Source organism: Massilia rhizosphaerae (assembly GCF_016093545.1).
Lineage (GTDB): Bacteria > Pseudomonadota > Gammaproteobacteria > Burkholderiales > Burkholderiaceae_D > Telluria > Telluria rhizosphaerae.
In genome coordinates, this window is the sequence record NZ_JADKYX010000001.1 from 39,323 (window position 1) to 64,791 (window position 25,469).

16 protein-coding genes and 4 tRNA genes are annotated in these 25,469 nt (G+C 66.6%); 8 read left to right on the forward strand and 12 right to left on the reverse strand.

Going from position 1 to position 25,469, the window contains the following annotated elements; translation table 11 throughout:
* The first annotated feature begins 117 nt into the window (after positions 1 to 117).
* Positions 118 to 564: a hypothetical protein gene (locus ISF28_RS00180; protein WP_198115139.1), complete on the forward strand. Its 447-nt coding sequence runs from the start codon at positions 118 to 120 to the stop codon at positions 562 to 564.
* A 122-nt stretch (positions 565 to 686) separates the two neighbouring features.
* Here the strand turns inward: ISF28_RS00180 and ISF28_RS00185 are convergent, their stop codons facing one another.
* The 4 genes from ISF28_RS00185 to ISF28_RS00200 all read right to left on the reverse strand — a co-directional run bounded on the left by ISF28_RS00185 (position 687) and on the right by ISF28_RS00200 (position 8,738).
* Positions 687 to 3,017, reverse strand: a complete 2,331-nt coding sequence (locus ISF28_RS00185; protein WP_198115140.1) for a TonB-dependent receptor — start codon at positions 3,015 to 3,017, stop codon at positions 687 to 689.
* A 441-nt stretch (positions 3,018 to 3,458) separates the two neighbouring features.
* Positions 3,459 to 4,463: a diguanylate cyclase domain-containing protein gene (locus ISF28_RS00190; RefSeq protein WP_229518777.1), complete on the reverse strand. Its 1,005-nt coding sequence runs from the start codon at positions 4,461 to 4,463 to the stop codon at positions 3,459 to 3,461.
* 142 nt (positions 4,464 to 4,605) lie between these two features.
* The gene (locus ISF28_RS00195) at positions 4,606 to 7,674 is read right to left on the reverse strand and encodes a hybrid sensor histidine kinase/response regulator (protein WP_370663356.1); all 3,069 of its coding nucleotides are present in this window, start codon (positions 7,672 to 7,674) and stop codon (positions 4,606 to 4,608) included.
* A gap of 233 nt (positions 7,675 to 7,907) precedes the next feature.
* Positions 7,908 to 8,738, reverse strand: a complete 831-nt coding sequence (locus ISF28_RS00200) for a response regulator (protein ID WP_198115141.1) — start codon at positions 8,736 to 8,738, stop codon at positions 7,908 to 7,910.
* Positions 8,739 to 9,348: 610 nt separating this feature from the next.
* On the opposite strand from ISF28_RS00200, the gene ISF28_RS00205 reads away from it, so the two are divergent.
* Entirely contained in the window at positions 9,349 to 9,945 is a 597-nt protein-coding gene (locus tag ISF28_RS00205; RefSeq protein ID WP_198115142.1) for a TOL_0243 family YfiR-like periplasmic protein, read from the forward strand.
* Positions 9,945 to 11,834, forward strand: coding sequence for a sensor histidine kinase, YfiR-like protein-associated (locus tag ISF28_RS00210; protein WP_198115143.1), 1,890 nt, complete (start codon positions 9,945 to 9,947; stop codon positions 11,832 to 11,834). The genes ISF28_RS00205 and ISF28_RS00210 overlap by 1 nt, the downstream gene beginning before the upstream one ends.
* Positions 11,835 to 11,891: 57 nt before the next feature.
* On the opposite strand, the gene ISF28_RS00215 is transcribed toward ISF28_RS00210, so the two are convergent.
* From ISF28_RS00215 to ISF28_RS00225, 3 genes are all read right to left on the reverse strand, one after another.
* Entirely contained in the window at positions 11,892 to 12,446 is a 555-nt protein-coding gene (locus tag ISF28_RS00215; RefSeq protein WP_198115144.1) for an FxDxF family PEP-CTERM protein, read from the reverse strand.
* 403 nt (positions 12,447 to 12,849) lie between these two features.
* Positions 12,850 to 12,926, reverse strand: a tRNA-Arg gene (locus ISF28_RS00220).
* A 120-nt stretch (positions 12,927 to 13,046) separates the two neighbouring features.
* Positions 13,047 to 13,123, reverse strand: a tRNA-Arg gene (locus ISF28_RS00225).
* 156 nt (positions 13,124 to 13,279) lie between these two features.
* On the opposite strand from ISF28_RS00225, the gene ISF28_RS00230 reads away from it, so the two are divergent.
* Both ISF28_RS00230 and ISF28_RS00235 read left to right on the forward strand, forming a co-directional pair.
* Positions 13,280 to 14,173, forward strand: a complete 894-nt coding sequence (locus ISF28_RS00230) for an SPFH domain-containing protein (RefSeq protein ID WP_198115145.1) — start codon at positions 13,280 to 13,282, stop codon at positions 14,171 to 14,173.
* A 9-nt stretch (positions 14,174 to 14,182) separates the two neighbouring features.
* A complete protein-coding gene (locus tag ISF28_RS00235) occupies positions 14,183 to 14,377 on the forward strand; it encodes a type II toxin-antitoxin system antitoxin (RefSeq protein ID WP_198115146.1) in 195 nt (64 codons plus the stop codon).
* Between the two features lie 47 nt (positions 14,378 to 14,424).
* On the opposite strand, the gene ISF28_RS00240 is transcribed toward ISF28_RS00235, so the two are convergent.
* The 3 genes from ISF28_RS00240 to ISF28_RS00250 all read right to left on the reverse strand — a co-directional run bounded on the left by ISF28_RS00240 (position 14,425) and on the right by ISF28_RS00250 (position 15,186).
* Positions 14,425 to 14,501 (reverse strand) — tRNA-Arg (locus tag ISF28_RS00240).
* A 58-nt stretch (positions 14,502 to 14,559) separates the two neighbouring features.
* On the reverse strand, positions 14,560 to 15,021 hold the full coding sequence (locus tag ISF28_RS00245) for a GNAT family N-acetyltransferase (RefSeq protein WP_198115147.1): 462 nt from the start codon (positions 15,019 to 15,021) through the stop codon (positions 14,560 to 14,562).
* Positions 15,022 to 15,109: 88 nt separating this feature from the next.
* A tRNA-Arg gene (locus ISF28_RS00250) sits at positions 15,110 to 15,186 on the reverse strand.
* A gap of 109 nt (positions 15,187 to 15,295) precedes the next feature.
* Between ISF28_RS00250 and ISF28_RS00255 the strand changes: the two genes are divergently transcribed.
* On the forward strand, positions 15,296 to 19,246 hold the full coding sequence (locus ISF28_RS00255) for a sensor histidine kinase (RefSeq protein WP_229518779.1): 3,951 nt from the start codon (positions 15,296 to 15,298) through the stop codon (positions 19,244 to 19,246).
* Here ISF28_RS00255 and ISF28_RS00260 read toward each other — a convergent pair.
* Both ISF28_RS00260 and ISF28_RS00265 read right to left on the reverse strand, forming a co-directional pair.
* Positions 19,230 to 20,177 carry a D-2-hydroxyacid dehydrogenase gene (locus ISF28_RS00260; protein WP_198115148.1) on the reverse strand — a complete coding sequence of 316 codons (948 nt, stop codon included), beginning with the start codon at positions 20,175 to 20,177 and terminating at the stop codon, positions 19,230 to 19,232. The genes ISF28_RS00255 and ISF28_RS00260 overlap by 17 nt on opposite strands.
* A 114-nt stretch (positions 20,178 to 20,291) precedes the next feature.
* Positions 20,292 to 20,633 (reverse strand): hypothetical protein, encoded by a 342-nt coding sequence (locus ISF28_RS00265; RefSeq protein WP_198115149.1) that lies wholly within the window; start codon positions 20,631 to 20,633, stop codon positions 20,292 to 20,294.
* 221 nt (positions 20,634 to 20,854) lie between these two features.
* Between ISF28_RS00265 and ISF28_RS00270 the strand changes: the two genes are divergently transcribed.
* Together ISF28_RS00270 and ligD are read left to right on the forward strand one after the other, a co-directional pair.
* The gene (locus ISF28_RS00270) at positions 20,855 to 22,525 is read left to right on the forward strand and encodes a M28 family metallopeptidase (protein ID WP_370663357.1); all 1,671 of its coding nucleotides are present in this window, start codon (positions 20,855 to 20,857) and stop codon (positions 22,523 to 22,525) included.
* A 147-nt stretch (positions 22,526 to 22,672) separates the two neighbouring features.
* A complete protein-coding gene (gene ligD, locus ISF28_RS00275; RefSeq protein WP_198115151.1) occupies positions 22,673 to 25,258 on the forward strand; it encodes a DNA ligase D in 2,586 nt (861 codons plus the stop codon).
* The last annotated feature ends 211 nt before the right edge of the window (positions 25,259 to 25,469 follow it).

The following is a 25,469-nucleotide window of genomic DNA, read 5'->3' on the forward strand; positions in this document are numbered from 1 at the left end:
GGCCCTAAAAATCAATCGTGCGCGGCCACGGGCAGGCATCGTTCGCTGCCGCACATACCTTGTCAAGACCGTATGCGATAGTGGAATCATGTCAGGGACCCACTTGAAAGGACGGCCATGAACATTCAGATCATCGTCAATGACACCCATCACGATAAATGTTTCCGTGAACTGGTCAACCAGCCGGTGACGGCGCTGCGCGACGTCAGCCAGCAGCAGGCGGACGCGTTGCGTGACGCGTTCGGCATCAACACCATCGCCGAGTTGGCCGACCTCAAGCTGGTCAAGTGGGCGCGCGCGATCCGTACGATGGCCAGCGCCGAGGCCGAGCCGCGTGAAGCCGTCGCGAAGGAAACGCTGTTGGATGACGCCGTGGAAATGACCTTCCCGGCCAGCGACCCGGTGTCGGTCGCGTCCAGCATCACCCGCATCGAGGTGCCGCCGGAAAAAGTGGACGCCAGCTCCGACCACCAGAACGCGGCCGCCATCGAGGCGCACAACGAGGAGGTCGTCGGCTGCCGGGCACTGGGCAAAGGCGGCGAGAAGAGGGCGGGCGCGGCCTGAAATTGAATCGGACGTACCCTGAACTTAGAGCCTAGCCGTAGGGTGGGCACCCTGTGCCCACCAGACGCAAGCGGGCCCGCGAGCACATGGTGGGCACAGGGTGCCCACCCTACCCGTTCGCCTTAGAAGTTAACGCGGAACTGCGCGCCATAGTTGCGCGGCTCGTTGACGATGCCGGTGAGGTTGTCGAAGTCGATCGCGGCCACCACCTGCATGCGATTGGTGATGTTGCGTGCGAACGCGGCCACTTCATACTTCCCATCGTCCCACTTGTAGCCGACCCGCAGGCCGCCTTCCAGCAGCGACTTCGCGCGGTACTCCTTCGCCTCGTACAGGAACATGTTGTACTCGGAACGGTACGACCAGTCGGTGAGCGCGTACAGCTCGCCGTTGGCCAGCGGATGGGCGTAGCGCAGCGTGAAGTTGGTCTGCCATTTCGGCGAACGGGGCAGCGGCAGGCCGTTCAGCTTCTGGGTGTATGGGAACGGGCCCGGCACGCCGGTCGGGGTGCAGCCGTTCACGCCGTTGGTGTTGGGCTGGTTGCCGCACGTCTGCACGAACAGGTTCGCATCCTTGATCTCGGTGTCGTTGTAGCTGGCGCCGAGGCTGGCGCGCCAGTCGTCCGACAGGATCGCCTGGAGGTCCATCTCCACGCCCTGGCCCGTCACCTTGTCCGCGTTGATCAGCTGGTTCATGTTGATGGTGCCGCTGCCGGCCGTCAGCTGCTTGTCCTTCACGCGGTACTGGAAGACCGTCGCGGACAGGCGCGCGCGCCGGTCCAGCATGTCGGCCTTGATGCCCGCCTCGTACGACAGCGCCTTTTCCGCGCCGGCCATCGACGGCTTGTCGCCGAGGCCGTTCAGGCGGCCCTGCATCGACGGGGCGCGATAGCCCGTGGCGACGCGCGCGAACAGGTTCGTGTCGGCATCCAGCGCATAGGTGGCGGAGCCGTCCCAGCTGACGTTGTGCGAATCGCTGTGCAGCGGCAGCCGGCCGCTCGTCTGCGGCGGTTCGAAGCGCTGGGCCACGAAGTCCTTGTTGTCGCTCGTGTAGCGCAGGCCGCCGCGCACCTTCAGCCGGTCCGATACCTTGTAGTTCAGCGTGCCGAACGCGGCCCAGGAGCGCGCGTCCTGGGTCTGGGTGGCGTAGGCCGCGTTCTGCGGATTGCCCGGCGCGAGCGTGTTGAAGCTGATCGAATCGATGCGGATGTGCTCGTTGAAATAGAACAGGCCGCCGATCCACTGCAGCGCATCCTTCGTGTTCGATTGCAGGCGCAGTTCCTGGGTCGTCTGGTTATGTTCGGGCAGCAGGTCGGCCGTTTCGACCGTGAACGGGATGTACGCCTTCTGGCCCGGATAATCCGGCCCCATCGGCGGCGCGTAGACGGCGCCGAAGCCGCCGTCGACGTCGCCGCGGCTGTAGAAGTAGGCGTGCTCGTAACCCGTGATCGAGTACAGGCTCATGCCGTCGAAGTCCCAGCGCAGGCGCATATTGGTGCCGCTGGTGCGCAGCGTCTGGTTGTTGCCGCCGTCGGTCGGGTAGCTGCCGTAGTCGAAGCCGTCGACGAGCTCGTTCGTGCCCTTCTTGATGATGTTGGCGCGGAACAGCGTCGCGTTGCCCCGCATGTCGCGGGCGTGGACGTTGAACAGGGCCGAGAAGTCGCGGGTGGGCTTGACCAGCAGTTGCACGCGCGCGGCGTTGTCGTCATAGCCTTCGAAGTCGCGCGTGTAGGCGTTCGGCTCCGGATTGTGCACGCGGTTGTTACGGTGTTGCGATTGCAGCGACACGCGCAGGGCCACCGTGTCCGACAGCGGCATGTTGTATGCGCCTTCCGCATTGATCGTGCCGTAGTTGCCGGCGCCCAGCACGGCATAGCCTTCCGTCTTGAACACGGGCTTGGCCGAGTCGAACTTGATCACGCCGGCCGGGGAGTTACGGCCGAACAGCGTACCTTGCGGGCCGCGCAGCACTTCGACCTGGTCGACGTCGAACACAGGGAAGCCCTTCAGCATCGGGCTTTCCTGCACGATGTCGTCGACGACGAGGCCGACCGGCTGCGATGCGTTCAGGTCGAAGTCCGTATTGCCCTGGCCGCGGATGTAAAAGCGGGGGAACGAGCGGCCGTAGTCGGATTCGACGTTCAGCGAGGGCGAGCGGCCCGCCAGGAAACGGATGTCGGCGCCGCCGGACGTCAGCACGTCGAGCTTGTCGCCCTTGATGGCGGTGACGGACATCGGCACGTCCTTGAGGTTCTCGGCCCGTCGCTGGGCGGTCACGATCACCGTTTCGAGTTGCGGACCGGACTTGGCCGGGGTGGCCTGGTCGGCGGCCTGGTCGGCGGCCTGGTCGGGCGCCTGTGCGGGCTCGTCGGCCAGGGCATACAGGGGGAGCGTACCGGCGACGGCGGCGGCGAGCAGCGTGCGGGCAAACATCCGGGTGGGGCGTACGTACATGTTGATCATCTTCCTTTTATTGGAGCTATTGACACAAGTCGACCTTGGGAAAATCGATACTCTCTCGTTCTTGTTTCTTTGTCGTTTGGCAAAGAATAGTCATCCTAGCAGCAAAAGGATTCGGAAAAGATGACGGTATATTTATTTGAAAATCAGATAAATCGCCCAGTTAAATGGTATTTGCCATTTCATGATCGGATGTTGCATAGTGCTCGGTTCGGTGCGTCCGATCCGTTTTTTGCCGGCAGAGGGAGCGCGCGCGGAAGGCGGCGGGCGGAAGCGGCCGATGCGCTTCGCGACGCGTATTGACGTGTGATTTCAGCAACAGATGCCTTGTTGGTAATATCCAACAGCTCAGTGGATGGACGAAAAAAAGGCAGCCCGGGGTGGCTGCCTTTTGGCTGCGCCGGCAGCCCTGTTCCGGTGGTCGTGGCGGTGCCGTCAGCGGTGCTGCGCGAGCTCCGGCGACGGCGCGGCGGCCGGCGACGGGACCGGCATGCTCGGCTTGACGGCCAGCGCGGCCTGGCGGGCGGCGCTGCCGTTGGCGCAGTAGCGGTTCTTGCCGGCGCGCTTCGCTTCGTACAGCGCGTAGTCGGCGATGCTGATCAGGTCGACGACGTTTTCGGCGTCGTCCGGATACAGGCTGATGCCGATGCTGGTCGACAGCTGCAAGGTCAGGTCGTTGATGAAGAACGGCTCGGACAGCGCCTCGACGAGCTTGGCGGCCGGGCCCTGGGCGTCGGCCAGGCTGTGCACGTCGGCCAGCAGGACGATGAATTCGTCGCCGCCCAGGCGCGCCACCGTGTCTTCCTTGCGCGAATTCGACAGCAGGCGCTGGGATACCATTTTCAGGATCTCGTCGCCGTAGGCGTGGCCGTACGTATCGTTGATCGCCTTGAAGCCGTCCAGGTCGAGATACATGACGGCCGCCTTGTGGTGGTTGCGGTTGGCGTGCTGCAGCGCCGTTTCGATGCGGTCTTCCAGCAGGCGGCGGTTCGGCAGGCCGGTCAGGGCGTCGTGCAGGGCGAGTTCCTGCTGGGCGCGGCTGTATTGCGCGAGTTCCTTGTACAGCAGGCGCACTTCCAGCATGTTGTGGATGCGCTTGTGCACTTCGAGCAGGTCGAACGGCTTGCTGATGAAGTCGCGCGCGCCCGCTTCCAGCGCGGCGATCTTGAAGCTGGGCTGTGCCGTCAGGGCGAGCACGGGCAGGTAGCCGCCCTGTTCGATCTCCTTGAGGCCTTTCATGACCTGGAAACCGTTCAGGCCCGGCATTTGCAGGTCGTAGTTGTGCTCGCGATGCAGCGGGCATACCTGTTCCGGCAGCATCGTCGAACTGACGTCGGAGTAGCCTTCCTCGCGCAATATCTCTTCCATCAACTCGATATTGTCGGGGGAATCGTCTACGACCAGGATCTTCGCGTTCAGGATGTCTTGTCGGCTGGGCATGCGTAATCTCATCAAATCAAGGCCGGATCCGCGCATTCCTGTGCGAATTCGACTCTAGCGCAACATTCCTAAGTCTAGCAAATGGCCGAGAATTTCTTGTAGGACAGCGCCGCGTCAGTGGGTAGGAACATTATTCATTTCGCTAGCGTACGCCATTTCGGCCCGCGACGGAGGCCGCGGCACGATTCACGAGGGGCGCCGACGGACCGACGACGGAGGCGACTGTTGCAATCAGTTCACTCGGTTCGACCGGCTTCGAGATATGGGCCGAGAAACCGGCTTCCAGCGCACTCAACCGGTCTTCCGAGCGGGCGAACGCCGTCAGGGCGATGGCCGGGACCTGGCCGCCTTGTCCGCGATCCAGGTGGCGCACCCAGTCGAGCAGTTCGAAACCATCGACCTCCGGCATGCCGAGGTCGCTGATCAGGAGATCGGGCGTGCGCTCCTTGAAGAGGGCGAACGCGTCGCGCGCGCTGGCCGCGATGCGCACGGCGGCGCCGCAATCGCTGAGGATGCGCTTGATGAGTTCGCGCGCGTCGCGGTCGTCGTCGACGACGAGCACGTTGACGCCGGACAGGTCGAGCACCGTCATTTCCGGCGTCGGCGGCGTCGGCAGGATCATGGCGGCGCGCGCGCTCCTGGCCGACTGCCCCGGCTGCTGCTTGGCCAGCGGCAGTTCGATGGTGAAACTGGCGCCCTTGCCCTCGCCGGCGCTCTCGGCCCGGACCGTGCCGCCGTGCTGCTCGACCAGGTGCTTGACGATCGCGAGGCCGAGGCCGAGGCCGCCGTGGCGCCGCGTCATCGACGCGTCGCCCTGGCGGAAGCGCTCGAACACGTGGGTGATGAATTCCGGGCGGATGCCGACGCCGTTGTCGCGCACCGTGATGGACACGCTGCCCTCGTTGCGCGCGAGTTCGATGGTGACGAGGCCGTCCCGTGGCGTGAACTTGATGGCGTTCGACAACAGATTCCACACGATCTGCTGCAGCCGCGCCGGATCGCCCGCGACGAGGCCGGGGTCGGCCGCATAGTGCTTGTCGATGCGGATGTTCTTGGCGTCGGCGGCCGGGCGGACGGTCTCGACCGCGGCGTCGATGAAGCTGGCCGGCGCCACGGCCTGCATGTCGAGCAGCACCTTGCCGGACGTGATGCGGCTCATGTCGAGCAGGTCCTCGATCAGCTGGGCCTGGGCGCGCGCGTTGCGCTCGATCGTCTGCAAGCCTTTCTGCAGATCGTTCTGGTCGCGGCTGCCGCGCCGCAGCACCTGGGCCCAGCCGAGGATCGCCGACAGCGGCGTGCGCAATTCGTGCGACAGGGTGGCCAGGAATTCGTCCTTCATCTGGCTCGTGCGTTCGGCCTCGGCGCGCGCCTGGCGTTCGCTTTCCAGCAAGACCTTGCGTTCCTCGGCGGCCCGTTGCGCCGCCTCGTACAGGCGCGCATTGTCGATGGCGACGGCGGCCTGGGCCGCGATGCCGCTGACGATGCGTTCCGTGCGTTCGCTGAAGATGTCCGCTTCCGGGTGCCCGAAGAACATGGTGCCGAGCAGCTCGCCGGAGGGGGCGACGACGGGAACGGCCAGGTAGCTGCGCACGGCCGGGTGGCCGGCGGGCAGGCCGAACGGCGTCGCTTCGCCGAAGCGCGCGTCTTGCGTGACGTCGCCGGAGCGGATCAGGCCGGCCGGGCGGTCCGCGCGCCCCGGCCCGAACAAGCCGTTGGGCCCGGTCTCGCCGAACGCCTCGAACCCGGCCGGACTGCCGCCGGAAATCGTGTACAGCGTGAACATGCGGCCGCCGCGGCCGCCTTCCTCGCCGTCGTGGCGCGCGTGGTACAGGAAGGCGCCCTGGCGCGCGCCCGCGATGCCGGTGGCGGCGTCCGTCGCGGTCTGCAGCAGCGAGCGCAGGTCGCGCGTGGACGCCAGCGCGCTGCCGGTGCTGTTGAGCAGTTCGAGGACGTGCGATTCGTCGCGCAAGGCCTGTTCGGCGCGCTTGACCTCGTCGACGTCCGTGTTGGTGCCGAACCAGCGCAAGACCTTGCCGTGACGGTCGCGCACCGCGTTCACGCGCGTGAGGAACCAGCGGTAGTTGTCGTCCGCGCCGCGGATCGGGTATTCCATCTCGAACGGGTCGCCGCTCTTGATGCTGGCGTTCCAGCGGTCCTGCACGGCGGGGAGCACGGAGGGCTCGACGGTCGTTTGCCAGCCCCAGCCGACGACCTGGTCGGGCGTGGTGCCCGTGTATTCGAACCAGCGCTCGTTGAACCAGACGAGCGCGCCGTCGGCCTGGGCCATCCAGGCCAGCTGCGGGATCGTGTTGGCCAGCGCGCGCAGCACTTCCTCGCTCTGGCGCAGGGCGTCGGCGGCGCTGCGCCGGGCCGTGATGTCCTGCACGACGCCCGTCATGCCCAGCACGCCTTCGCGGCGGACCGGGTCGGCGTAGTCGGCACGGCCCACGAGCGCCACCCAGCGCGGCTCGCCGCTGGGGCGCGGCAAGCGGCATTCCAGTTCCAGGTCGCTGTGGCCGGCGAACGCCTGCAGCACGGCGCGCCGCACGCTTTCGCGGTCGCCCGGGTCGAGGCGGGCGCGCAGTTCGCTCCACGCGAGCGGCTGTTCCGCCGGCAGGCCGAAGATGGCGGCCGCGCGTTCGCCCAGCATCACGCGGTCGCTGGCGGCGTCCCAGCGCCAGTCGCCCAGCCGGCCGGCGGCCAGCGCCACCTGCAGGCGGCTGTTGCCTTGTTGCAGGGCCTGCTGGTCGGCCTTGCGCCGGTTGATGTCCTGGAAGTACAAGGTCAGGCCGTCCGGCGACGGATGGGCGCGCACCTCGAACCAGCGCTTCAGCGCCGGCCAGAAGAATTCCTGGATCGCCGTCTCGCGGCTGACCATGACGCGCCGGTACACCGTTTCCAGCTGGCTGCCGCGCAGTTCCGGGAACGACGCCCAAAGGTCGTGGCCGACGAGGCTGGGGCGCGTCTTTTGCAGCGGGGCGAGCATGTCCAGCGCGCGTCCGTTGATGTACATGATGCGCCACTGGTGGTCGACGGCGCAGAAGCCGTCGGTGAGGCTCTCGAGCATGTTTTCCATGCGCGCATTGGCCAGGCGCAGGGCTTCGCGCGCTTCCTGCAGTTCGCGCGCCGGATCGGATGCGGGGGCGAACGGGGGCGCGGCAGCAGCGGGCTGCGCGGAGGGCTGCCGCAGCTGGTCGCGCTCGTCGTTCACCGGAGGTCTCCCCACGAGATCACCGTGGACGGCGCCGGGCCGAGCAAAATGGCGGGCTCGGTGGGGCGGGGTGCGCTGCCGGTGGGCTCGAAATCGATCATCGTTCTGGGCTCTGGGCGCCGGGCCGCGGTGCCGCTCGGAAAGGGCGGGCACGTTCGTCCACGGCGCGCGACAAGCCGTACATGGATTCTAGCCCAGCCCGGGCGCTTTGTCGTACACCTTTGACCCATCGCTCAGGTGTGCGCCGGCAGCGGGTGCGCCACCTTGTCGAGGGCCTGCTGGAGCTGGTCGAGCTCGTACGGCTTCTGCAATGACAGATACGGGAATTCCACGTGGCGCAGCAGGGTGTCGCCGTATCCCGACGCGAAGATGACCCGCATGGCGGGCGCGCGCGCCACCGCCTGCCGCGCCAGTTCGACGCCCGACATGCCGGGCAGGCTGACGTCGGTGAACAGCACGTCGTAGGGCCCGGCGGCCAGCCGCGCCAGCGCGTCGTCCGGGTGGCCGACGCCTTCCGCCTCGTGGCCGAAGGCGCGCAGCATCTCGCACACGAGATACTGGGAGTCGACGTTGTCCTCGACGACGAGGATGCGCAGCGGTCCGCTTGCGTCCGCGCCGGCGTCCTCCGTGGCGGGCGCGGCCGGTGCCAGCGCGCACAGCACGCCGGACACGGCATCGCTTTCACCGCGCAGCGGCGTGAAATACAGGTCGTAGCGCCCGCCGCCGCTGCCCGCGAACACGAGCGTGCGGTCGGGCGCGGAGGCGGGCTCGCCGCTCCAGGCGCGTTCCAGCGCGTCGCCGCCCGCCGCCAGCGGGGGCGGCATCACGGGCGGCACGCTGCCGCCGGGCACGCGCCCGTACGCGGGACCGGCCAGCGCGCCGTACGCCTCGTTGAACAGGACCGTCATGTCCCGCCCCCAGACCAGCAGCAGGGGCAGCGGCGTGTTGAACATCACGTCGGCGGCCAGCCTCAGCGCTTGCGGCCACTGGTGCGGATCGCCGAGCCGGGAAGCGGACCAGTCGTACGAACTGGTGGAATGTGCGGACCTGCCGGGAAGGACCATAGCGGGGTAAAGATTGTTATCTAAACGAAAAGAGGATGCATCGTACACCAAATCCAGGGCAGGGGGCGGCACGACTGCGCACGTTGCCGCACAGGAAAACGAGGGGCGAATCGGTCGTAAAAGCACAACATGGCGCGCATGCGATATTGCGGCACAACATAATGCGCCCCGCGTAGGAACCGTTGCGCGGCGCCCGGGCGCGCCGGGCAAAAAAAAGCCCGCTGCGGGAGCGGGCTGAATCTATCCTTGGAGGAGAATAGAGGAGACAGGTTCATAATGCTGCATCGCAAAAAAGAAATCCAATTTATATTTCCAATGTCGGCTATTGCATTTATAAATGACTCAGCCGTGCGCACGGCTGGCGTGCCACTCTTGGTGCACTAAAGAAAATGTTCTACGATAGCAAAATGTTTAAAGACGCCTTGCTGTCGTTTACGTTTTTTCGGGTTCATCCATGCAACGGGGCGCGTCGCGCGTTGCCATTGCCGACCTTGCCCGGCTATGATGCCTGGCATGTCTTATCCGGCCGTTTCGTAGGGCGCCCGCGGTCCGGGCGCTCCCTGCCACCGTTTACAATCCTGGGATTGCCGTCCGGCCGATGCCTCGTCAATTGAACCGATCCACGAACCGCGGTCTGCGCCGGGCGTTTGCCGTCTGGACGCTCGCGTCCCTGGCCGTGCTGTGCGCCGGCGCCGGCCTGGCGTTGCCGGTGCGCGCGCAGAGCGCCGTGGCGGGCGTGCCGCTGGAGCGGCGCGTGAAGGCGGCATTCCTGTACAAATTCCTCGGCTATACGGAGTTTCCCGCCAGCGCCTTTGCCGACCCTGCGGCGCCGCTGACGATCGGCGTCATCGGCGCGGACGACCTGGCCGTCGAACTGGCGCGCGTGGTGGCGGGCCGTACGGTCAACAACCGTCCCATCGAGGTGCGCGAACTGCGCGAGTCGGACGCGGCGGCCCGCGTGCACCTGTTGTTCATCGGCGGCAACGACCCGCAGCGGGTGGCGCGCATCGTGCACCAGGCCACGGGCGCGAAGCTCGTCGTGACCGAGTGCGACAACGGCCTGCAGGCCGGTAGTGTGATCAATTTCCGCATCATCGATGAGCGCGTCCGCTTCGACGTCTCGCTCGACGCGGCGGAACGCAACGGCATCAAACTCAGTTCGCGCCTGCTGACGGTGGCGAACCGGGTGCAGAAAGGAGCGCAGTGATGGTGGTGCGCGACGGCGGCACGGTCCGCGGCAAACTGATCCTGATGGCGGTATCGACCACGTTCGTGGCGCTGCTGGCGGCATCCGTCGCCATGCTGCTGTTCGACCTGCGCGCGTTCCAGCGCTACTGGACGGACGACCTGATGACGCAGGCCGACATCATGGCGCGCGTGACCGCGCCGGCGCTGACGTTCAACGACGAGGAGACGGCGCGCCAGAACCTCGCCGTGCTGCGCGTGCGTCCGCAGATCCTGGCGGCGGCCATCTACACGAGCGACGGCGCGCGCTTCGCCACGTACGCGGCCGCGCCGAACACGGCCATCCCGGCGCGGCCGGGGGCATCCGGCTACCGCATCGAGGGCGGCGAAGTGGCGGTATTCCGCAACATCGTGGAAAACGGCGAGATGGTGGGCACGGTCTACCTGCGTTCGCGCTACGGCGTCGTCGACCGCCTGCTCAGCTACGGCACGATCCTCGGCGCCGTGATGCTGGGCGCGCTCGTGATCGCGGGCCTCGTCGCGTCGCGCCTGCAGGCGGCCATCACGCGGCCGCTGGCGGCCGTGACCAATGTCGCGCGCCAGGTGATGCAGCGGCGCGATTTCACGCTGCGCGTGCCGGGCAACGACAGCGGCGAGATCGGCGTGCTCGTCGCCGCCTTCAACGACATGCTGGCCGAGATCGGCCGCCGCTCGCACGCGCTGCAGGAAGCGAACGCGACGCTCGAGCACGAGATGCAGGTGCGCGAGCGGGCGGAAGAGGCGCTGCGCCTCGCGGACCGCCGCAAGGACGAATTCCTCGCCACGCTGGCGCACGAATTGCGCAATCCGCTGGCGCCCATCCGCACGGGCCTGGACATCCTGCGCCTGCGCAGCGGCGACGCCCAGGCGACCCAGCGCGCCACCGACATCATGGAGCGCCAGTTGCGCCAGATGGTGCGCCTCGTGGACGACCTGCTCGACGTGTCGCGCATCAATACGGGCAAATTCACGATCAAGAGCGGCCGCGTGGAGTTGAAGGCGGTCGTCAACGACGCGCTCGAAGTCGTGCGCCCGTATATCGAACTGCATGGCCACGAACTGACGATCGACCTGCCGGACCGCCCCGTGTTCCTGAACGGCGACGCGACGCGCCTCGCGCAAATCCTGTCGAACCTCTTGAACAACGCGGCCAAATACACCAATCGCGGCGGGCGCGTGGGCCTCAGGGCGACTGTCGACGACCATACGCTCACGCTGGTCGTGTCCGACACCGGCATCGGCATCGCGCCCGACATGCTGGACACCGTGTTCGAAATGTTCGTGCAGGTGGATTCCACGCTGGAGCGCTCGAACGCCGGCCTGGGCGTCGGGCTGTCGCTGGCGCGCAAGCTGGTCGAGCTGCACGGCGGCACCATCGAAGCGCACAGCGCCGGCATCGGCCACGGCAGCCAGTTCGTCGTGCGGTTGCCGATCGTCGTCGAACCGGAGCTGCCCGTCAAGCCGACGCCGATGTCGTTCATCACGGCGGAAACGTATCGCATCCTGCTGGCCGACGACAACGTCGACTTCGTCAACAGCATCGGCGCGCTGCTGACGGCGATGGGGCACAGCGTCGTCATCACGCACAACGGCGTGGACGCGCTGGCGGCCGCCAAGCGCTTCTGTCCGGACTATGCCTTCCTCGACATTGGCCTGCCGCAGATGTCCGGCTACGACCTGGCGCGCAGCATCCGCGACCTGTCGTGCTGCACGATGACGGTCATGGTCGCCGTGACGGGCTGGGGCCAGGAAAAAGACCGGCAACTGGCATTCGAGGCGGGCTTCGACCATCACATGGTCAAACCCGTGCGTTTCGAGCAGATCGAGGAAATCCTGGGGAATCGCAGCGTCATCAAGAAGCTGCGTACCTGACGGGCAAAAAAAAAGCGGAAGCGCGAACGCTTCCGCCCGACTCAAGCGGCCGGCGCGTCAGGCCTGATTGGCCGACTTGCGGCGGCGTGCCAGGAAGCCGAGAACGCCCAGGCCGGCGAGCATCATGCCGTAGGTTTCGGGCTCCGGCACCGGAGCGGCCATCGCGACGGCGCCACCGAAGCTGGCGGCCTGGTCGGACACCAGGTTGCCGCTCACTTGCAGATAGTAGTTGCCGGCGGCCAGGTTGTTGGTGGAAACCGTCCAGACGTCGATACTGCCGGACTGGAGCGAGTGGCCCGACGAGACCAGCATGTCGCCGGTGGCGTTGTACAGCGAAACGCCGGTGATGTCGAGGCCGGTGTCAGCGGAGTGGCTGACGGACGAGATGATGGCGTCCAGGCTCGAGCCGGCACCGGTGTCGCCGACGGTGAAGGTGAAGCGGTCGGCAAAGGTGTTGCCGTTGTTGTTCATCGCGAACGTGTCGCCAAAGAAGCCGCTGCCGTCGGTCAGGTCGAGGACCTGCGGGGTGTTGCCGACGGTAGCTGCCATGGCAGCGGTGGAAGCGAACGACGCAGAGGCCAACACTACAGCAGCAATCAGTGATTTTTTCATTTCTTACCTCGCAAAGAAACAGCCGCGTCCTGCAGCTTGGTTTTCAAGAATCGGGGAACTTCATCGTATCAAATCGACGATAAAACGCACGAAAATTCACCGAAGTGTGCGCTTCTTCGGGGAAAGATGCTGAACGTAAATTCTTTCCGTCCGGATGCGCTTTTCACCCGCTCTTCATAGAGGACATGGCCGATTTGGCATGAACGGACGACGAAACTGACCCATATTGCAAGGTATTTGTAGGTTCGTTCCTACGCAAAGACGCGAGAAAATCTGTGGCTGAGTTTTTCCTGTTGGCGAACAGACATTGAGGAATCAATAAGAAAACAGGCGGGGATATCGATGAGCTCGAGCTCAGCCAATGAAAAAGGCCAGATCTCGCGATCTGGCCTTTTAAAACATTTGGTGCGGCTGGCAGGAATCGAACCCACGACCCCTTGGTTCGTAGCCAAGTACTCTATCCAGCTGAGCTACAGCCGCCCGAGACACGCATTATAGCGGGTCTTTGCCGTTTGGAAAAGTGCAAGGATGGCGGTTTGGCAAAACCCGGCGCCGCAAACGAAAAAGGCCAGATCTTGCGATCTGGCCTTTTAAAAAGGTTGGTGCGGCTGGCAGGAATCGAACCCACGACCCCTTGGTTCGTAGCCAAGTACTCTATCCAGCTGAGCTACAGCCGCCCGAGGCATGCATTATAGCAGCGGTTTCATGATCGGCAAAGTCATGGCGGCCCGCCGTTGGCTGACGGCGCCGCTCGGCCCTGGATTTTTCTGCTTGACAACTGGGTAGGGTGATCCTAAAGTGATATCACTTTCATATAACAACGGAAAACCGGCATGTCTACCCATACTCGTCATGAAATACCGCACTCTTCGCTGAACGGTTACGCGACCGGCATCGGCGGCCTGCTCGCCGTGCTGGCGGGGGCCTGGCTGGTGCATGCGTCCATGGTCGGCGCGGCGTCCGGCGGCGCGGCCCTCGGCGGGATCGCGCTCGTCGTCGCCGGCCTGTTCGTGTGCATGGGACTGTACATGCTGCAGCCGAACGAGACGGCCGTGTTGACGCTGTTCGGCCGCTACGTGGGCACGGATCGCGGGGAGGGCCTGCGCTGGGCATTTCCGCTGTACCGCAAGCGCAAGCTGACGGTGCGGGCGCGCAACCTGAATATGTCGATCCTCAAGGTCAATGACAAGCGGGGCAATCCCGTGGAGCTGGCCGCGGCCGTCGTGTGGCGCGTGCGCGATACGGCCCAGGCGTTGTTCGAGGTCGACGATTTCGAGCGCTACGTGAGCGTGCAGGCCGAGGCCGCGCTGCGCCACCTGGCCGTGCAATACGCTTACGATGAAGGCGAGGACCTGGCGCCGGGCGAGATGACGCTGCGCGGCGGTGCGGCGGAAGTCGGCCACGCGCTCAGCGCGGAATTGACGGCGCGTTTCGAGGCGGCGGGCGTGGAAACGCTGGACGCCAAGCTGACGCACCTGGCCTATGCCCCCGAGATCGCCCAGGTGATGTTGCGTCGCCAGCAGGCCCAGGCGATCATCAGCGCCCGCGCCCGCATCGTGCACGGCGCCGTTTCGATGGTGGAAGATGCCTTGAACGCCCTGGCCGAGCGCGAGATCGTCGAGCTGGACGCCGAGCGCAAGGCCTCGATGGTCAGCAACCTGCTGGTGGTGCTGTGCTCGGATCGCGACGCGCAGCCCATCATCAATGCCGGCACGCTGTACAACTGACGCGTATCGATGGCAAGTCCTGGTAAAAAGTCCTATCCGCTGCGTATCGATCCCGCGCTGTGGGAGCAATTGCAGCGCCTGGCCGCCAACGACCTGCGCAGCGTGAACGCGGAGATCGAATTCCTGCTGCGCGAAGCGCTGGCGCGGCGTGGCATCCGGGTTGCGCCGGTGCGGCAGGAGGACGGGAGCGACGAGGCGCCGTGAGCGCAAAGAAAAAGGCCAGATCTTGCGATCTGGCCTTTTAAAAAAGTTGGTGCGGCTGGCAGGAATCGAACCCACGACCCCTTGGTTCGTAGCCAAGTACTCTATCCAGCTGAGCTACAGCCGCCCGAGGCACGCATTATAGCAGCGGTTTCATGATTGGCAAAGTCCCGGCCGCGCGGGCCTCAGAGTTCGTGCGTGTAGACGATGAAACCCAGGTGTTTGGCGACTTTGTCGTACAGCGCGCGGCCGGCCGCGTTGCCCGTCTGCGTGTGCCAGTACACGCGCGAGCTTCCCGCATCGCGCGCGGCCGCATAGACGCCCTCGATCAGCCGGCGTCCGATCCCGTGGCCGCGCAGGCCGGGCGCCGTAAACAGGTCTTGCAGGTAGCAGACGTCGTGCAGCCGGGTCGTGCTGCGATGAAAGAGGTAATGCGCGAGGCCGACGATCCGTCCGGATTGCTCGGCGACCAACGCGTGGACCGGTTCCGCCGGGTCGAGGAAGCGGTGCCACGTGGCTTGCGTGATCGGTTCCGGCAGGGCGGTGGGGCCGCTGCGCTGGTAGAACGCGTTATAGCCGTCCCACAGCGGGCGCCAGCCGTCGTAGTCGGAGGAAGCGAGCGGGCGGATGGTGAGTTGGCTGGACATGGCGGCGGATGGGCGATCGAAAACCCCATGATACCGGATGCCTGAAACGGAAAAGGCCAGATCTCGCGATCTGGCCTTTTAAAACATTTGGTGCGGCTGGCAGGAATCGAACCCACGACCCCTTGGTTCGTAGCCAAGTACTCTATCCAGCTGAGCTACAGCCGCCCGATGCACGCATTATAGCAGTGGCATGCAGAATGAGGAAGTCTTAATTTCTTTCAACATTTTCGGACGTTCTGGTAGATTAGGGACCGTGTCCCGGAAACCCGAAACCATGCTGCCCGTCCACCGCAAGCCCTGTCCGCCGGCGTCCGCGGCGGCGCTGCTGCGCATGGTCTGCGGTCTGCTGCTGGCGTGCCTGTGCTCGGCGGCCCTGGCGGGCGGTCCGCGCAGCCTGCGCTTCGAGCGCATCGGCCTGGAAGAGGGGTTGTCGCAGGAATCCGTCCTCACGATCCTGCAGGACCGCGACGGCTTCATGTGGTTCGGCACCCAGGCGGGCCTGAACCGCTTCGACGGCTACCGCAACCAGGTGTTCCGCAACGATCCCAACGATCCGTCCAGCCTGGTCGACAACTACGTCCAGGCCGCGTACGAGGACGGCCAGGGCCGCCTGTGGTTCGGCACGCGCGGCGGCCTCGTGCGCTTCGATCCCGCGGCCCGCAAATTCGTGCGTAATTCGCTGGCCGCCGGCGGCGAGCGCAATACGCACAACAGCGCCGTCACGGCGATCGTCGGCGACGGCGCCGCCGGCTTGTGGATCGGCACCAGCGACGGCCTCGTGCACTTCGACCCGGCGACGGGCGGCGTCCGCGCCTGGCGTCACGACACAAGCGATGCCGCCAGCCTGCGCGACGACCGCGTGACGGCGCTGGCCCTCGACCCCTGGGACGGCCTGTGGATCGGCACGGGCGTCGGCCTCGAGCACCTGCCGGCGGGCGCCGCGCGCTTCGAGCATTTCGATATCGATGCCGGCGGCAACAGCAAGCGCAACACCGTGGCGGCGCTGTCGATGGGGCCGCGCGACACGCTCTGGATCGGCACCGACGCCGGACTGGAGGCATGGCGCATCGGCCAGGGACCGCCGCGGCGGCGCCATCTCGGCGCCGACGAAGGCATGAACGACGGCCGCGTACGCACCCTGTACCACGACCAGGGCGACAACCTGTGGGTGGGCACGGAACTCGACGGCCTCAAATGGCGGGACCCGACGAGCGGCCGCTTCGTCGGCTACATCAGCCAGCCGCTCGACCGCCATACGCTGTCCGACAACCAGGTCACGGCGATCTGGGTCGACCGCACCGGCACACTGTGGGCCGGCACGATGTTCGGCGGCGTCGACCGCGCCGACCTGGCCAGCGGCGGCTTCTCGCGCTTCTCGATGCTGCCTGGCCAGGTGGCCGACCCGCGCAGCGCGCGCAAGACCCGCAGCATCGCGGTGGGCGCCGACGGCCGCCTGTGGCTGGGCACGACGGGCGGCGGCATCGTCCACCTGGATCCGGACAGCGGACGGGCCGACGTGCTGCGCCACGATCCGGCGAATCCGGCCAGCCTGCCGGACGACGTCGTCAACAGCGTGCTGCCCGGGCGCGGCCGGTTGTGGGTGGGCTCGCCCAGCGGCCTGTCGTGGCGCGATCCCGCGACCGGCCGCTTCACGCCGGTCCCGCTGGGCCGCGAGGCCGGCGCGAACTGGGTCCAGTTCCTCGCGCTCGACCGCGTCGGGGCGCTGTGGGGCGTCACGCGCGGCGGCCTGTTCATGATCGAGCCGGATGGACGCACGCTGCGCCGCTGGCGCCACGACCCGGCCGATCCGTCCAGCCTGGGCGAGAACTACGGGTTCGCCGTGCTCGAAGACCGCGCGGGCGCGATCTGGATCGGCACGGAGAATGGCCTCGATCGCTACGACCGCGCGACGGGCACCTTCGCGCACTTCCGCCACGATCCGCACGACCCGCGGAGCCTGCGCCACAACCGCGTCTACTACCTGTACGAATCGGCGCGCGGCGACCTGTGGGTGGGCACGGCGGGCGGATTGCTCCGCATGGAGCGCAGGCCCGGCGGCAAGGTGGCGTTCCGGCTGTTTCCGGTCACGGCCATGCGCGAACAGGTGCCGATCGGCGGCATCCTCGAGGACGGCGACGGCCGGATCTGGGCCAGCACGACGGTCGGCCTGACCCGCGTCGATCCGGAGACGGGCCGCTACAAGAGCTACAGCGCGAAGGACGGCCTGACGGACGGCTCCTACTTCGTCGGCTCGGCCGCGCGCGACGCGGACGGCGAGCTGCATTTCGGCGGCATCGACGGCATGACGTCGTTCCAGCCGGCGGACATCCGCGACAATCCGTTTCCGCCCACGGTCGTCATCACCGACTTCCTCGTGTTCAACCGGCCGCGCGCGCTGCCCGTGGCCATCGACCGCCTGCGCGCCATCCGCCTGAGCCACCGCGACACCGTGTTCACGCTGGAATTCGCCGCGCTGCACTATGCCGATCCGCAGGCGAACCGCTACGCCTACCGGTTGCGCGGCTTCGACCAGGACTGGACGGAGACGGATGCCCGCAAGCGCTTCGCCACCTACACGAACCTCGATCCGGGCGACTACGTGTTCGAGGTGAAGGCCGCCAACAAGGACGGCGTGTGGAGCGACAAGCCGGCCACGCTTGCGATCTCGATCACCCCGCCGTTCTGGATGACGTGGTGGTTCCGCCTGCTCGCGGCCAGCGTGCTGGCCGGTTGCGCCGTCGCGCTGTACCGGCTGCGCGTGCGCGTGCTCGTGCAGCAGAAGGAGCGCCTGGAGCGCCAGGTCGGCGCGCGCACGGCGGAACTGATGCTGCAGAAGGAGCAGGCGGAGCGGCGCAAGCGGGAAGCGGAAGCTCAGAAGGAAGCGGTGGAGCAGGCGCGCCGCAACATCGCGCTGCTGTCCGACATCGGCCGCGAGCTGACGGCGAACCTGGACGGCGAAGCCATCATGGCCAACGTGTTCGGGCAGGTGCGCCAGTTGATGGACGCGCCGCTGTTCGCCATCGGCGTGGCGCGCCCGAACGGCCCGCTCGAGTATCCGTACGTCGTCGCCGACGGCCGCCGAGTGCCCGGGGCGGGACGCTTTCCGGCGCGCGTGCGCGGGCTCGCCGAGTACTGCGTGGCGACGGGCGAGGAGATCCTGATCGGCGACCTGGCGCGCGACTACGCCCGGTTCGCGGGCCTCGTGCGCGACGTGCTCGGGGCCGAGCCGGCGCAGGCGGACGACGTCATGCTCGCGGCGCCGCGTTCGCTGCTGTGCGTGCCGATCCTCGTCGGCAGCCGCGTGCTGGGCGTGATCACGGTGCAGAGCGGCCGCCCGGGCGCGTACCAGAACGTGCAGCTGGACATGCTCAGCACCCTCGCATCGTACGTCGGCGTCGCGCTGGACAACGCCGACGCCTACCGCCAGCTCAAGGAAACCCAGGCGCAGCTGGCCGCGCGCGAAAAGCTCGCGTCGCTCGGCTCCCTCGTCGCGGGCGTCGCGCACGAACTGAACACCCCGATCGGCAACAGCCTCCTGATGGCCAGCACCCTGGAAGAAAAGACGCACGCGCTGGCCGAGCGCTTCGCGCACAACGCCCTCAAGAAATCGGACCTGGAAACGTGGATCGCGGCCGCGCGCGAAGCGGCGAGCCTGATCGTGCGCAGCCTGGGCGGGGCGGCGGACCTGGTGAACAGTTTCAAGCAGGTGTCGGTGGACCAGGCCAGCACGCAGCGCCGCCGCTTCGACCTGGCCCAGGCCTGCCACGAGATCGCGGCCACGATGATGAACCAGGTGCGCCGCGCCGGCCACACGCTGGAGTTGCGCGTGCCGGCGGGGATCGCGATGGACAGCTATCCCGGCCCGTTCGGCCAGGTCGTCATCAACTTCGTCAACAATGCGCTGCTGCATGCGTTCGACGCGCCGGGCGGCCACATGCTGCTCGTGGCCACGGCGGTCGACGGCGAGCGCGTGCGCATCGAATTTTCCGACGACGGCCACGGCATCCCGCAGGAACACCTGTCGCGCATCTTCGATCCGTTCTTCACCACGCGCATGGGGCAGGGCGGCACGGGACTCGGCCTCAACATCGCGTGGAACCTGGTCACGACCCTGCTGCAGGGGACGATCGAGGTCGAGAGCGCGCCTAGCCGGGGCACGGTGTTCATCCTCGAGCTGCCGCTGCGCGCGGCCGCCGCGGCGATCGAGCCTACACAACCAGGTTGATCGGCTTCCCCGCCACCCACGCCTCGAGATTGTCGACCAGCATATCGGCCAAGGTCTGCATCGCCCCGCCGCTGGCCCACGCCACGTGCGGCGTCAGCACGAAGTTCGGCAGGCGCAGTTGCAGCAGCGGATTGTCCGGCACGGGCGGCTCCTTGCTCAGGACGTCGAACCCGGCCCCCGCGATCGTGCCGTCCCGCAGCGCCTGCGCCAGCGCCGCCTCGTCGACGAGCCCGCCGCGCGCCGTGTTGATCAGGATGGCGCCGCGCTTCATCGCCGCCAGTTCGCGCGCGCCGATCAGGTGGCGCGTCTGCTCCGTCAGCGGCAGGTGCAGGCTGACGACGTCCGACGTGGCCAGGAGTTCGTCCAGCGGCAGCGGCACGACGTCCGCGTCGGCCACGGGCGAGCGCGACGTGACGGCGACGTCCATGCCGAACGCGCGCCCGATCTGCGCGACGCGGCGGCCCAGCGCGCCGTAGCCGACGATGCCGAGGCGGCTGCCGGCCAGGTCGCCGATCGGGTGGTCCAGCAGGCAGAAGCGCGTCGACCGCTCCCACAGGCCCGCCTCGACGTCGGCCACGTACGCGCGCAGGTTGCGGCGCACGGCGAGGATCAGCGCGAAGCAGTGCTCGGGGACGGAGACGAGCGAGTAATTGCGGATGTTCGCGACGACGATCCCCCGTTCGCGGCAGGCGGCGAGATCCACGTTGTCGGTGCCGGTGGCGGCGACGGCGATCATCTTCAGGTCGGGCAGCCGGGCGATGGCGTTCGCGCGCAGCGGCACCTTGTTCGTGATCGCGATGGTGGCGCCGCGCAGGCGTTCGACGACGTCGTCCGCGTTCGTTGCCGGATAGTCGCGCCAGCGATGTTCGAAGGCAGGAGTGCGGACGTTGGCGATCAGGCTGTCGCGATCAAGGAAGACGATGTCGTGCATGGCAGGCCCGGATAAAGAGGGATTGCCATTGTAGTGCGCGGACGAAAAAAAGACAGGGCGAACCCTGTCTTTCGAAGGATGGAGGGGCTTGAGCCGGTTGCGTGCCGCCGGGGATTACTTGGCGGCTTCGGCCTTCTGGTCTGCATGTGCCTCGGCCTTGTCGGCTGCGGCGTCCGTCTTGGCTTTGACGGCTTTCTTGTGTGCTTTGGCTTTCTTCTTCGCGGCGTCGGCCTTGGCGACGGCGACGTCGGCATTGGCTGCGGCCGCTTTCTTCTCCAGCTTGGCGTCGGCTTTCACGTCGGCCTTTTCTTCCTTGGCTTCGGCCTTGGCCGCTTTCTTGTCGGCCTTCGCTTCGGCTTTGGCGGCTGGCGTCGTCGCGGCCGGCGCGGTGGGCGTCTGGGCGAATGCAGCGGTGGCGAACAGGCCTGCGATCAGGGTGGCGACGATTTTGCTCATGGCGGTGATTCCTTCAGGTGTCGATGGATGGGATGATTCCCGTGCTACTGGAGCGAAAACGCGGCCGCTGCGCACGCGGTTGACGGGTCTTTACATCCACTTACAACTGTGTTTACGGCAATGACAATTGCCGTGCGATGTTTGACAGTGGAAATTATTCCAACGATACTTTGGCGGCACTATCCGTGCACCCAACAACATCGACGCCCAAGAGACCGCTCGTGAGACTACACACTTCCTTCCGTACCACCCTGACCGCCATCGCGCTCGCCACCGCGGTGCTGGCCGCCCAGGCCGCAGACGCCGTCCACATCGATCCGCAGCACCTGTCGCAGGACGTCAAAGTCCTGTCGTCCGACGCGTTCGAGGGCCGCGGCCCGAACACGCCCGGCGAAACGAAGACCGTCAACTACATCATCGAACAATTCAAGGCGGCCGGCCTGCAGCCCGGCGGCGACCTCGTCGCCGGCAAGCGCGGCTGGACCCAGGACGTGCCGCTGGGCCGCTTCGAGATCCAGGGTCCCGTCCAGGTGACCGTGGACGAGGGCGGCAAGACCAAGTCCTATACCCAGGGTAACGAAATCGCCGTCCGCGCCGCGATGACGGGCGCGAAGAGCGTCGACTTCAAGAACGCGCCGCTGGTCTTCGTCGGCTACGGCGTCACCGCGCCGGAACGCAAGTGGGACGATTTCAAGGGCCAGGACCTGACGGGCAAACTGGCCGTCGTGCTGGTCAACGACCCGGACTTCGAGACGGGCAAGGGCGATTTCGGCGGCAAGGCCATGACGTATTACGGCCGCTGGACCTATAAATACGAAGAGATGGCACGCCGCGGCGCCCTGGGCACGCTGATCGTCCACGAGACGGCGCCCGCGTCGTACGGCTGGGCCACGGTGAAGAACTCGAACACGAACGTCCAGTACGACATCGTGCGCAAGCGCCCGCTCGACGTGCACGCGCCGGTGGAAGCGTGGATCCAGCGCGACGTCGCCCTCGACCTGTTCAAGCACGCCGGCCTCGACTTCGACAAGCTCAAGAAACAGGCCCAGACCCGCGCCTTCAAGCCGGTCGAACTGAAGGGCGTGACGATGTCCGCGCACTACGCCGTCGACGCCAAGGTCATCACGTCGAAGAACGTGCTGGCCGTGCGCCCGGGCAGCGAGCACGCGGATCAATATGTGATCTACAGCGCGCACTGGGACCACCTGGGCGTCGGCCTGCCGGACGCCAAGGGCGACAAGATCTACAACGGCGCCGTCGACAACGCGACCGGCATCGCCGCGCTGCTGGAACTGGGACGGGCCTATGCCAAGGCGCCGGCGCCCAAGCGCAGCGTCGTGTTCCTGGCCGTGACGGCGGAAGAGAAGGGCTTGCTGGGTTCGGAATACTATGCGAGCAACCCGGTCTATCCGCTGGCGAAGACGGCCGGCGTGATCAATATGGACGCCCTGAGCCCGTACGGCCCGGCGCGCGACTTCTCGATCTCCGGCAGCGCCAAGCTGGACCTGCTCGACCGCCTGATCGCCAAGGCCAAGCAGAACGGCGTCGCCTTTTCGAAGGATTCGAAACCGGAAGCGGGCCACTTCTTCCGTTCCGACCACTTCTCGTTCGCGAAGAAGGGCGTGCCGGCGATCTCGTTCGAATCGGGCGAGAACTGGGAGCAGGGCGGCACCGAAGCGGGCAAGGCGGCCGCGGAGAAATACGTGAACGTGGCCTACCACCAGCCGGCCGACGAGTGGAGCGCGGCATGGCCGTTCACGGGCATGGCGCGCGACCTCGGCATCCTGTACTCGGTGGGCCGCGACCTGGCGGATTCGTCGGCCTGGCCGAACTGGTCCAGGGACGCCGAGTTCCGCGCGGCGCGTGACGCGACCGCGGCCGAGCGCAAGTAACGAAAGGTGGGCGCGGGGCGCCCACCCTACGACGCTGTAGGGTGGGCACCCCGTGCCCACCAAGCACACCATCACAGAGTTAGCTGGCGAACAGTCGCGTCCGCATCATCCGCCTACACTTGACGGCATTGATGCAGAGGTGATGCCATGCCCGACCCGTTAAAGCTGTACAAGGCCAAGCGCGACTTTTCGATCACGGCCGAGCCCAAGGAAGGCGGGGAGGCCAGCAAGGGGCTTCTCACCTTCGTGATCCAGAAGCACTGGGCGACCCGCTTGCACTACGATTTCCGTCTGGAACTGGACGGCGTCATGAAAAGCTGGGCCGTGCCGAAAGGCCCCAGCTACGACACCCACGACCGCCGCATGGCCGTGCACGTGGAAGACCATCCCATCTCGTATTCCGACTTCGAAGGCACGATCGCGCCGCACCAGTACGGCGCGGGCAAGGTCATCGTGTGGGACAAGGGCACGTGGGAGCCCGTCGGCGACCCGCGAAAGGGCTATGCGAAAGGCGAGATCAAGTTCGAGATGCACGGCCACAAGATGCACGGCCGCTGGGTCCTCGTGCGCCTGCGCGGCCACGAGGACGACAAGCAGGAGTCGTGGCTGCTCATCAAGGAGAACGACGAATACGCCCGCCCGGCCGGCGAATTCTCCGTCGTCGACGAATTCCCCGATAGCGTGAAGGACTTGCCGATGCCCGAGCCGGGCGGGGACGCCAAGCCCGCCGTAAAGCCCAAGCGCGGCGCCATGCCCGACGGCGCCGTCAAGGACGACCTGCCCGAGAAGCTGTCGCCGGAACTGGCGACGCTCGTGGACGCACCGCCAACCGATCCGGAAAACTACATCTACGAGATCAAGTTCGACGGCTACCGCATGCTCGCGCGCGTGCAGGGCAAGGACGTCCGCCTCGTCACCCGCAACGGTAACGACTGGACCGACAAGCTCGCGCCGCTGCAGAAGGAAATCCGGCGCATGAAGCTGCCGGACGGCTGGTACGACGGCGAGATCGTCGTGCACGACGAGAACGGCAAGCCGAATTTCAACCTGCTGCAGCTGGCGTTCGACGGTTCCAACAGCGCGCAGATCGTCTACTTCCTGTTCGACGTCCCGTACCACAAGGGCTACGACCTGCGCGACGCGCGCCTCGACGCGCGCCGCCAGCTGCTGCAGGACGTGCTGGCCGCGCGGCCTTCGGACACCGTGCGGTTCTCCGCGGAGTTCGGGACGGACCCGGCGCAGCTTGTCGACGCCGCCTGCCAGATCGGGCTCGAAGGCGTGATCGGCAAGCGCCGGGATTCCCGCTACGTGACGCGCCGCTCGCCCGAGTGGATCAAGCTGAAATGCGGCCAGCGCCAGGAATTCGTCATCGGCGGCTACACCGATCCGAACGGTTCGCGCACGGGCATCGGCTCGTTGCTGCTGGGCTACTACGACAAGGACGCCGTGCTGCGCTACGCGGGCAACTGCGGCAGCGGGTTCAACGGCACGTCGCTGCGCCACATGCGCGCCGTGCTGGAGGACATCGAGACCGACAAGAATCCGTTCCCGCCGCGCGCCGTGCCGGGCCGCACGAACCACTGGGTCAAGCCGCAGCTGGTCGCGGAAGTGAGCTTCTCGGAATGGACCGCCACCGATTCGATCCGCCATCCCGTGTTCCAGGGCCTGCGCAAGGACAAGCCCGCGAAGAGCGTCGTGCGCGAGCTGCCCAGGCACATGCAGGAGGCCGCCAAGGACCCGGCCAAGGACGATGCCAAGCCGCCGGCCCGCAAGCGCGCCGCGAAGAAGGCGGAGGCGCCGGACCCGGATCCGGATCCGGACCTGCCGGGCAATCTGCCGGCCACGTTCAAGGTCACGCACGGCGAGCGCGTGATGGATGCCGAGAGCGGCGTCACGAAGATCGAGCTGGTGCGCTACTACGCCCTCGTCGGCGCGCTGATGATGGAGCACTTGAAGGGCCGCCCGGTCTCGCTCGTGCGCGCGCCCGAGGGCGTGGGCGGGGAGCTGTTCTTCCAGAAGCACGTCGCCGCCACCGCGAGCATGCCGGGCGTCGTGCGGATGGACCAGGCGCTCGACCCCGATCATCCGCGCATGACCGAGATCGCGAGCGCCGAGGGCCTGCTGTCCTGCGCGCAGTGGAACGTCGTCGAGATCCACAGCCAGAACGCGACGGCGCGGCATTACGACACGCCGGACCGCATGGTGTTCGACCTCGACCCGGGCGAGGGCGTCGAATGGCCGAAGGTGCAGGAGGCGGCGCAGCTGATGCGCGCCTTCCTGCAGGAGCTGGGGCTGAACCCGTTCCTCAAGACGAGCGGCGGCAAGGGCCTGCACGTCGTCGTCCCGCTGAAGCCCAAGCTCGACTGGGATACCGTGAAGGATTTTTCCCACGCGATCGTCGACCACCTGGCGAAAACGCTGCCGGAGCGCTTTTCCGCCAAGAGCGGCGCGAAGAACCGCGTGGGCCGCATCTTCATCGACTACCTGCGCAACGGCCGCGGCGCGACGACCGTGGCGGCGTGGTCGGCGCGCGTGCGTCCCGGTCTCGGGATTTCCGTGCCCGTGCGCTGGGAAGAGCTGCCCAGGCTCAAGTCGGGCAGCCACTGGACCGTCAAGACCGTGCACACGCGGCTCGACGAAGGCAATGCCCCGTGGGCGGACTATGCCAAGAGCGCCACGACCCTGACCAAGCCCATGAAGGCCCTCGGATTCAAGCCGAAGCAAGCCACGTGACACCCGCCGTCGCGCCCCGCCGCGACGGCTTCTCCCCGCATTTCCCCGCCATGCCGGCACCGGTGTTCCCGGATGCCGCGCACCCTCGTCTCCTGAATATTCCCGTTATCTATATTAACGACTGTTAATTCACGGCAAATTTCATTTGTCAGTCTGGTGATTTTGGGAATTGCTGGCGCTCAATCAACACTCACACAATGTCATCACGGCG

Coding starts and splice junctions, on each gene's coding strand:
- ISF28_RS00180 (WP_198115139.1), top strand. CDS start 118: ATGAACATTCAGATCATCGTCAATGACACCCATCACGATAAATGTTTC.
- ISF28_RS00185 (WP_198115140.1), bottom strand. CDS start 3,017: ATGTACGTACGCCCCACCCGGATGTTTGCCCGCACGCTGCTCGCCGCC.
- ISF28_RS00190 (WP_229518777.1), bottom strand. CDS start 4,463: ATGCCCAGCCGACAAGACATCCTGAACGCGAAGATCCTGGTCGTAGAC.
- ISF28_RS00200 (WP_198115141.1), bottom strand. CDS start 8,738: ATGGTCCTTCCCGGCAGGTCCGCACATTCCACCAGTTCGTACGACTGG.
- ISF28_RS00210 (WP_198115143.1), top strand. CDS start 9,945: ATGGTGGTGCGCGACGGCGGCACGGTCCGCGGCAAACTGATCCTGATG.
- ISF28_RS00215 (WP_198115144.1), bottom strand. CDS start 12,446: ATGAAAAAATCACTGATTGCTGCTGTAGTGTTGGCCTCTGCGTCGTTC.
- ISF28_RS00230 (WP_198115145.1), top strand. CDS start 13,280: ATGTCTACCCATACTCGTCATGAAATACCGCACTCTTCGCTGAACGGT.
- ISF28_RS00235 (WP_198115146.1), top strand. CDS start 14,183: ATGGCAAGTCCTGGTAAAAAGTCCTATCCGCTGCGTATCGATCCCGCG.
- ISF28_RS00245 (WP_198115147.1), bottom strand. CDS start 15,021: ATGTCCAGCCAACTCACCATCCGCCCGCTCGCTTCCTCCGACTACGAC.
- ISF28_RS00255 (WP_229518779.1), top strand. CDS start 15,296: ATGCTGCCCGTCCACCGCAAGCCCTGTCCGCCGGCGTCCGCGGCGGCG.
- ISF28_RS00260 (WP_198115148.1), bottom strand. CDS start 20,177: ATGCACGACATCGTCTTCCTTGATCGCGACAGCCTGATCGCCAACGTC.
- ISF28_RS00265 (WP_198115149.1), bottom strand. CDS start 20,633: ATGAGCAAAATCGTCGCCACCCTGATCGCAGGCCTGTTCGCCACCGCT.
- ligD (WP_198115151.1), top strand. CDS start 22,673: ATGCCCGACCCGTTAAAGCTGTACAAGGCCAAGCGCGACTTTTCGATC.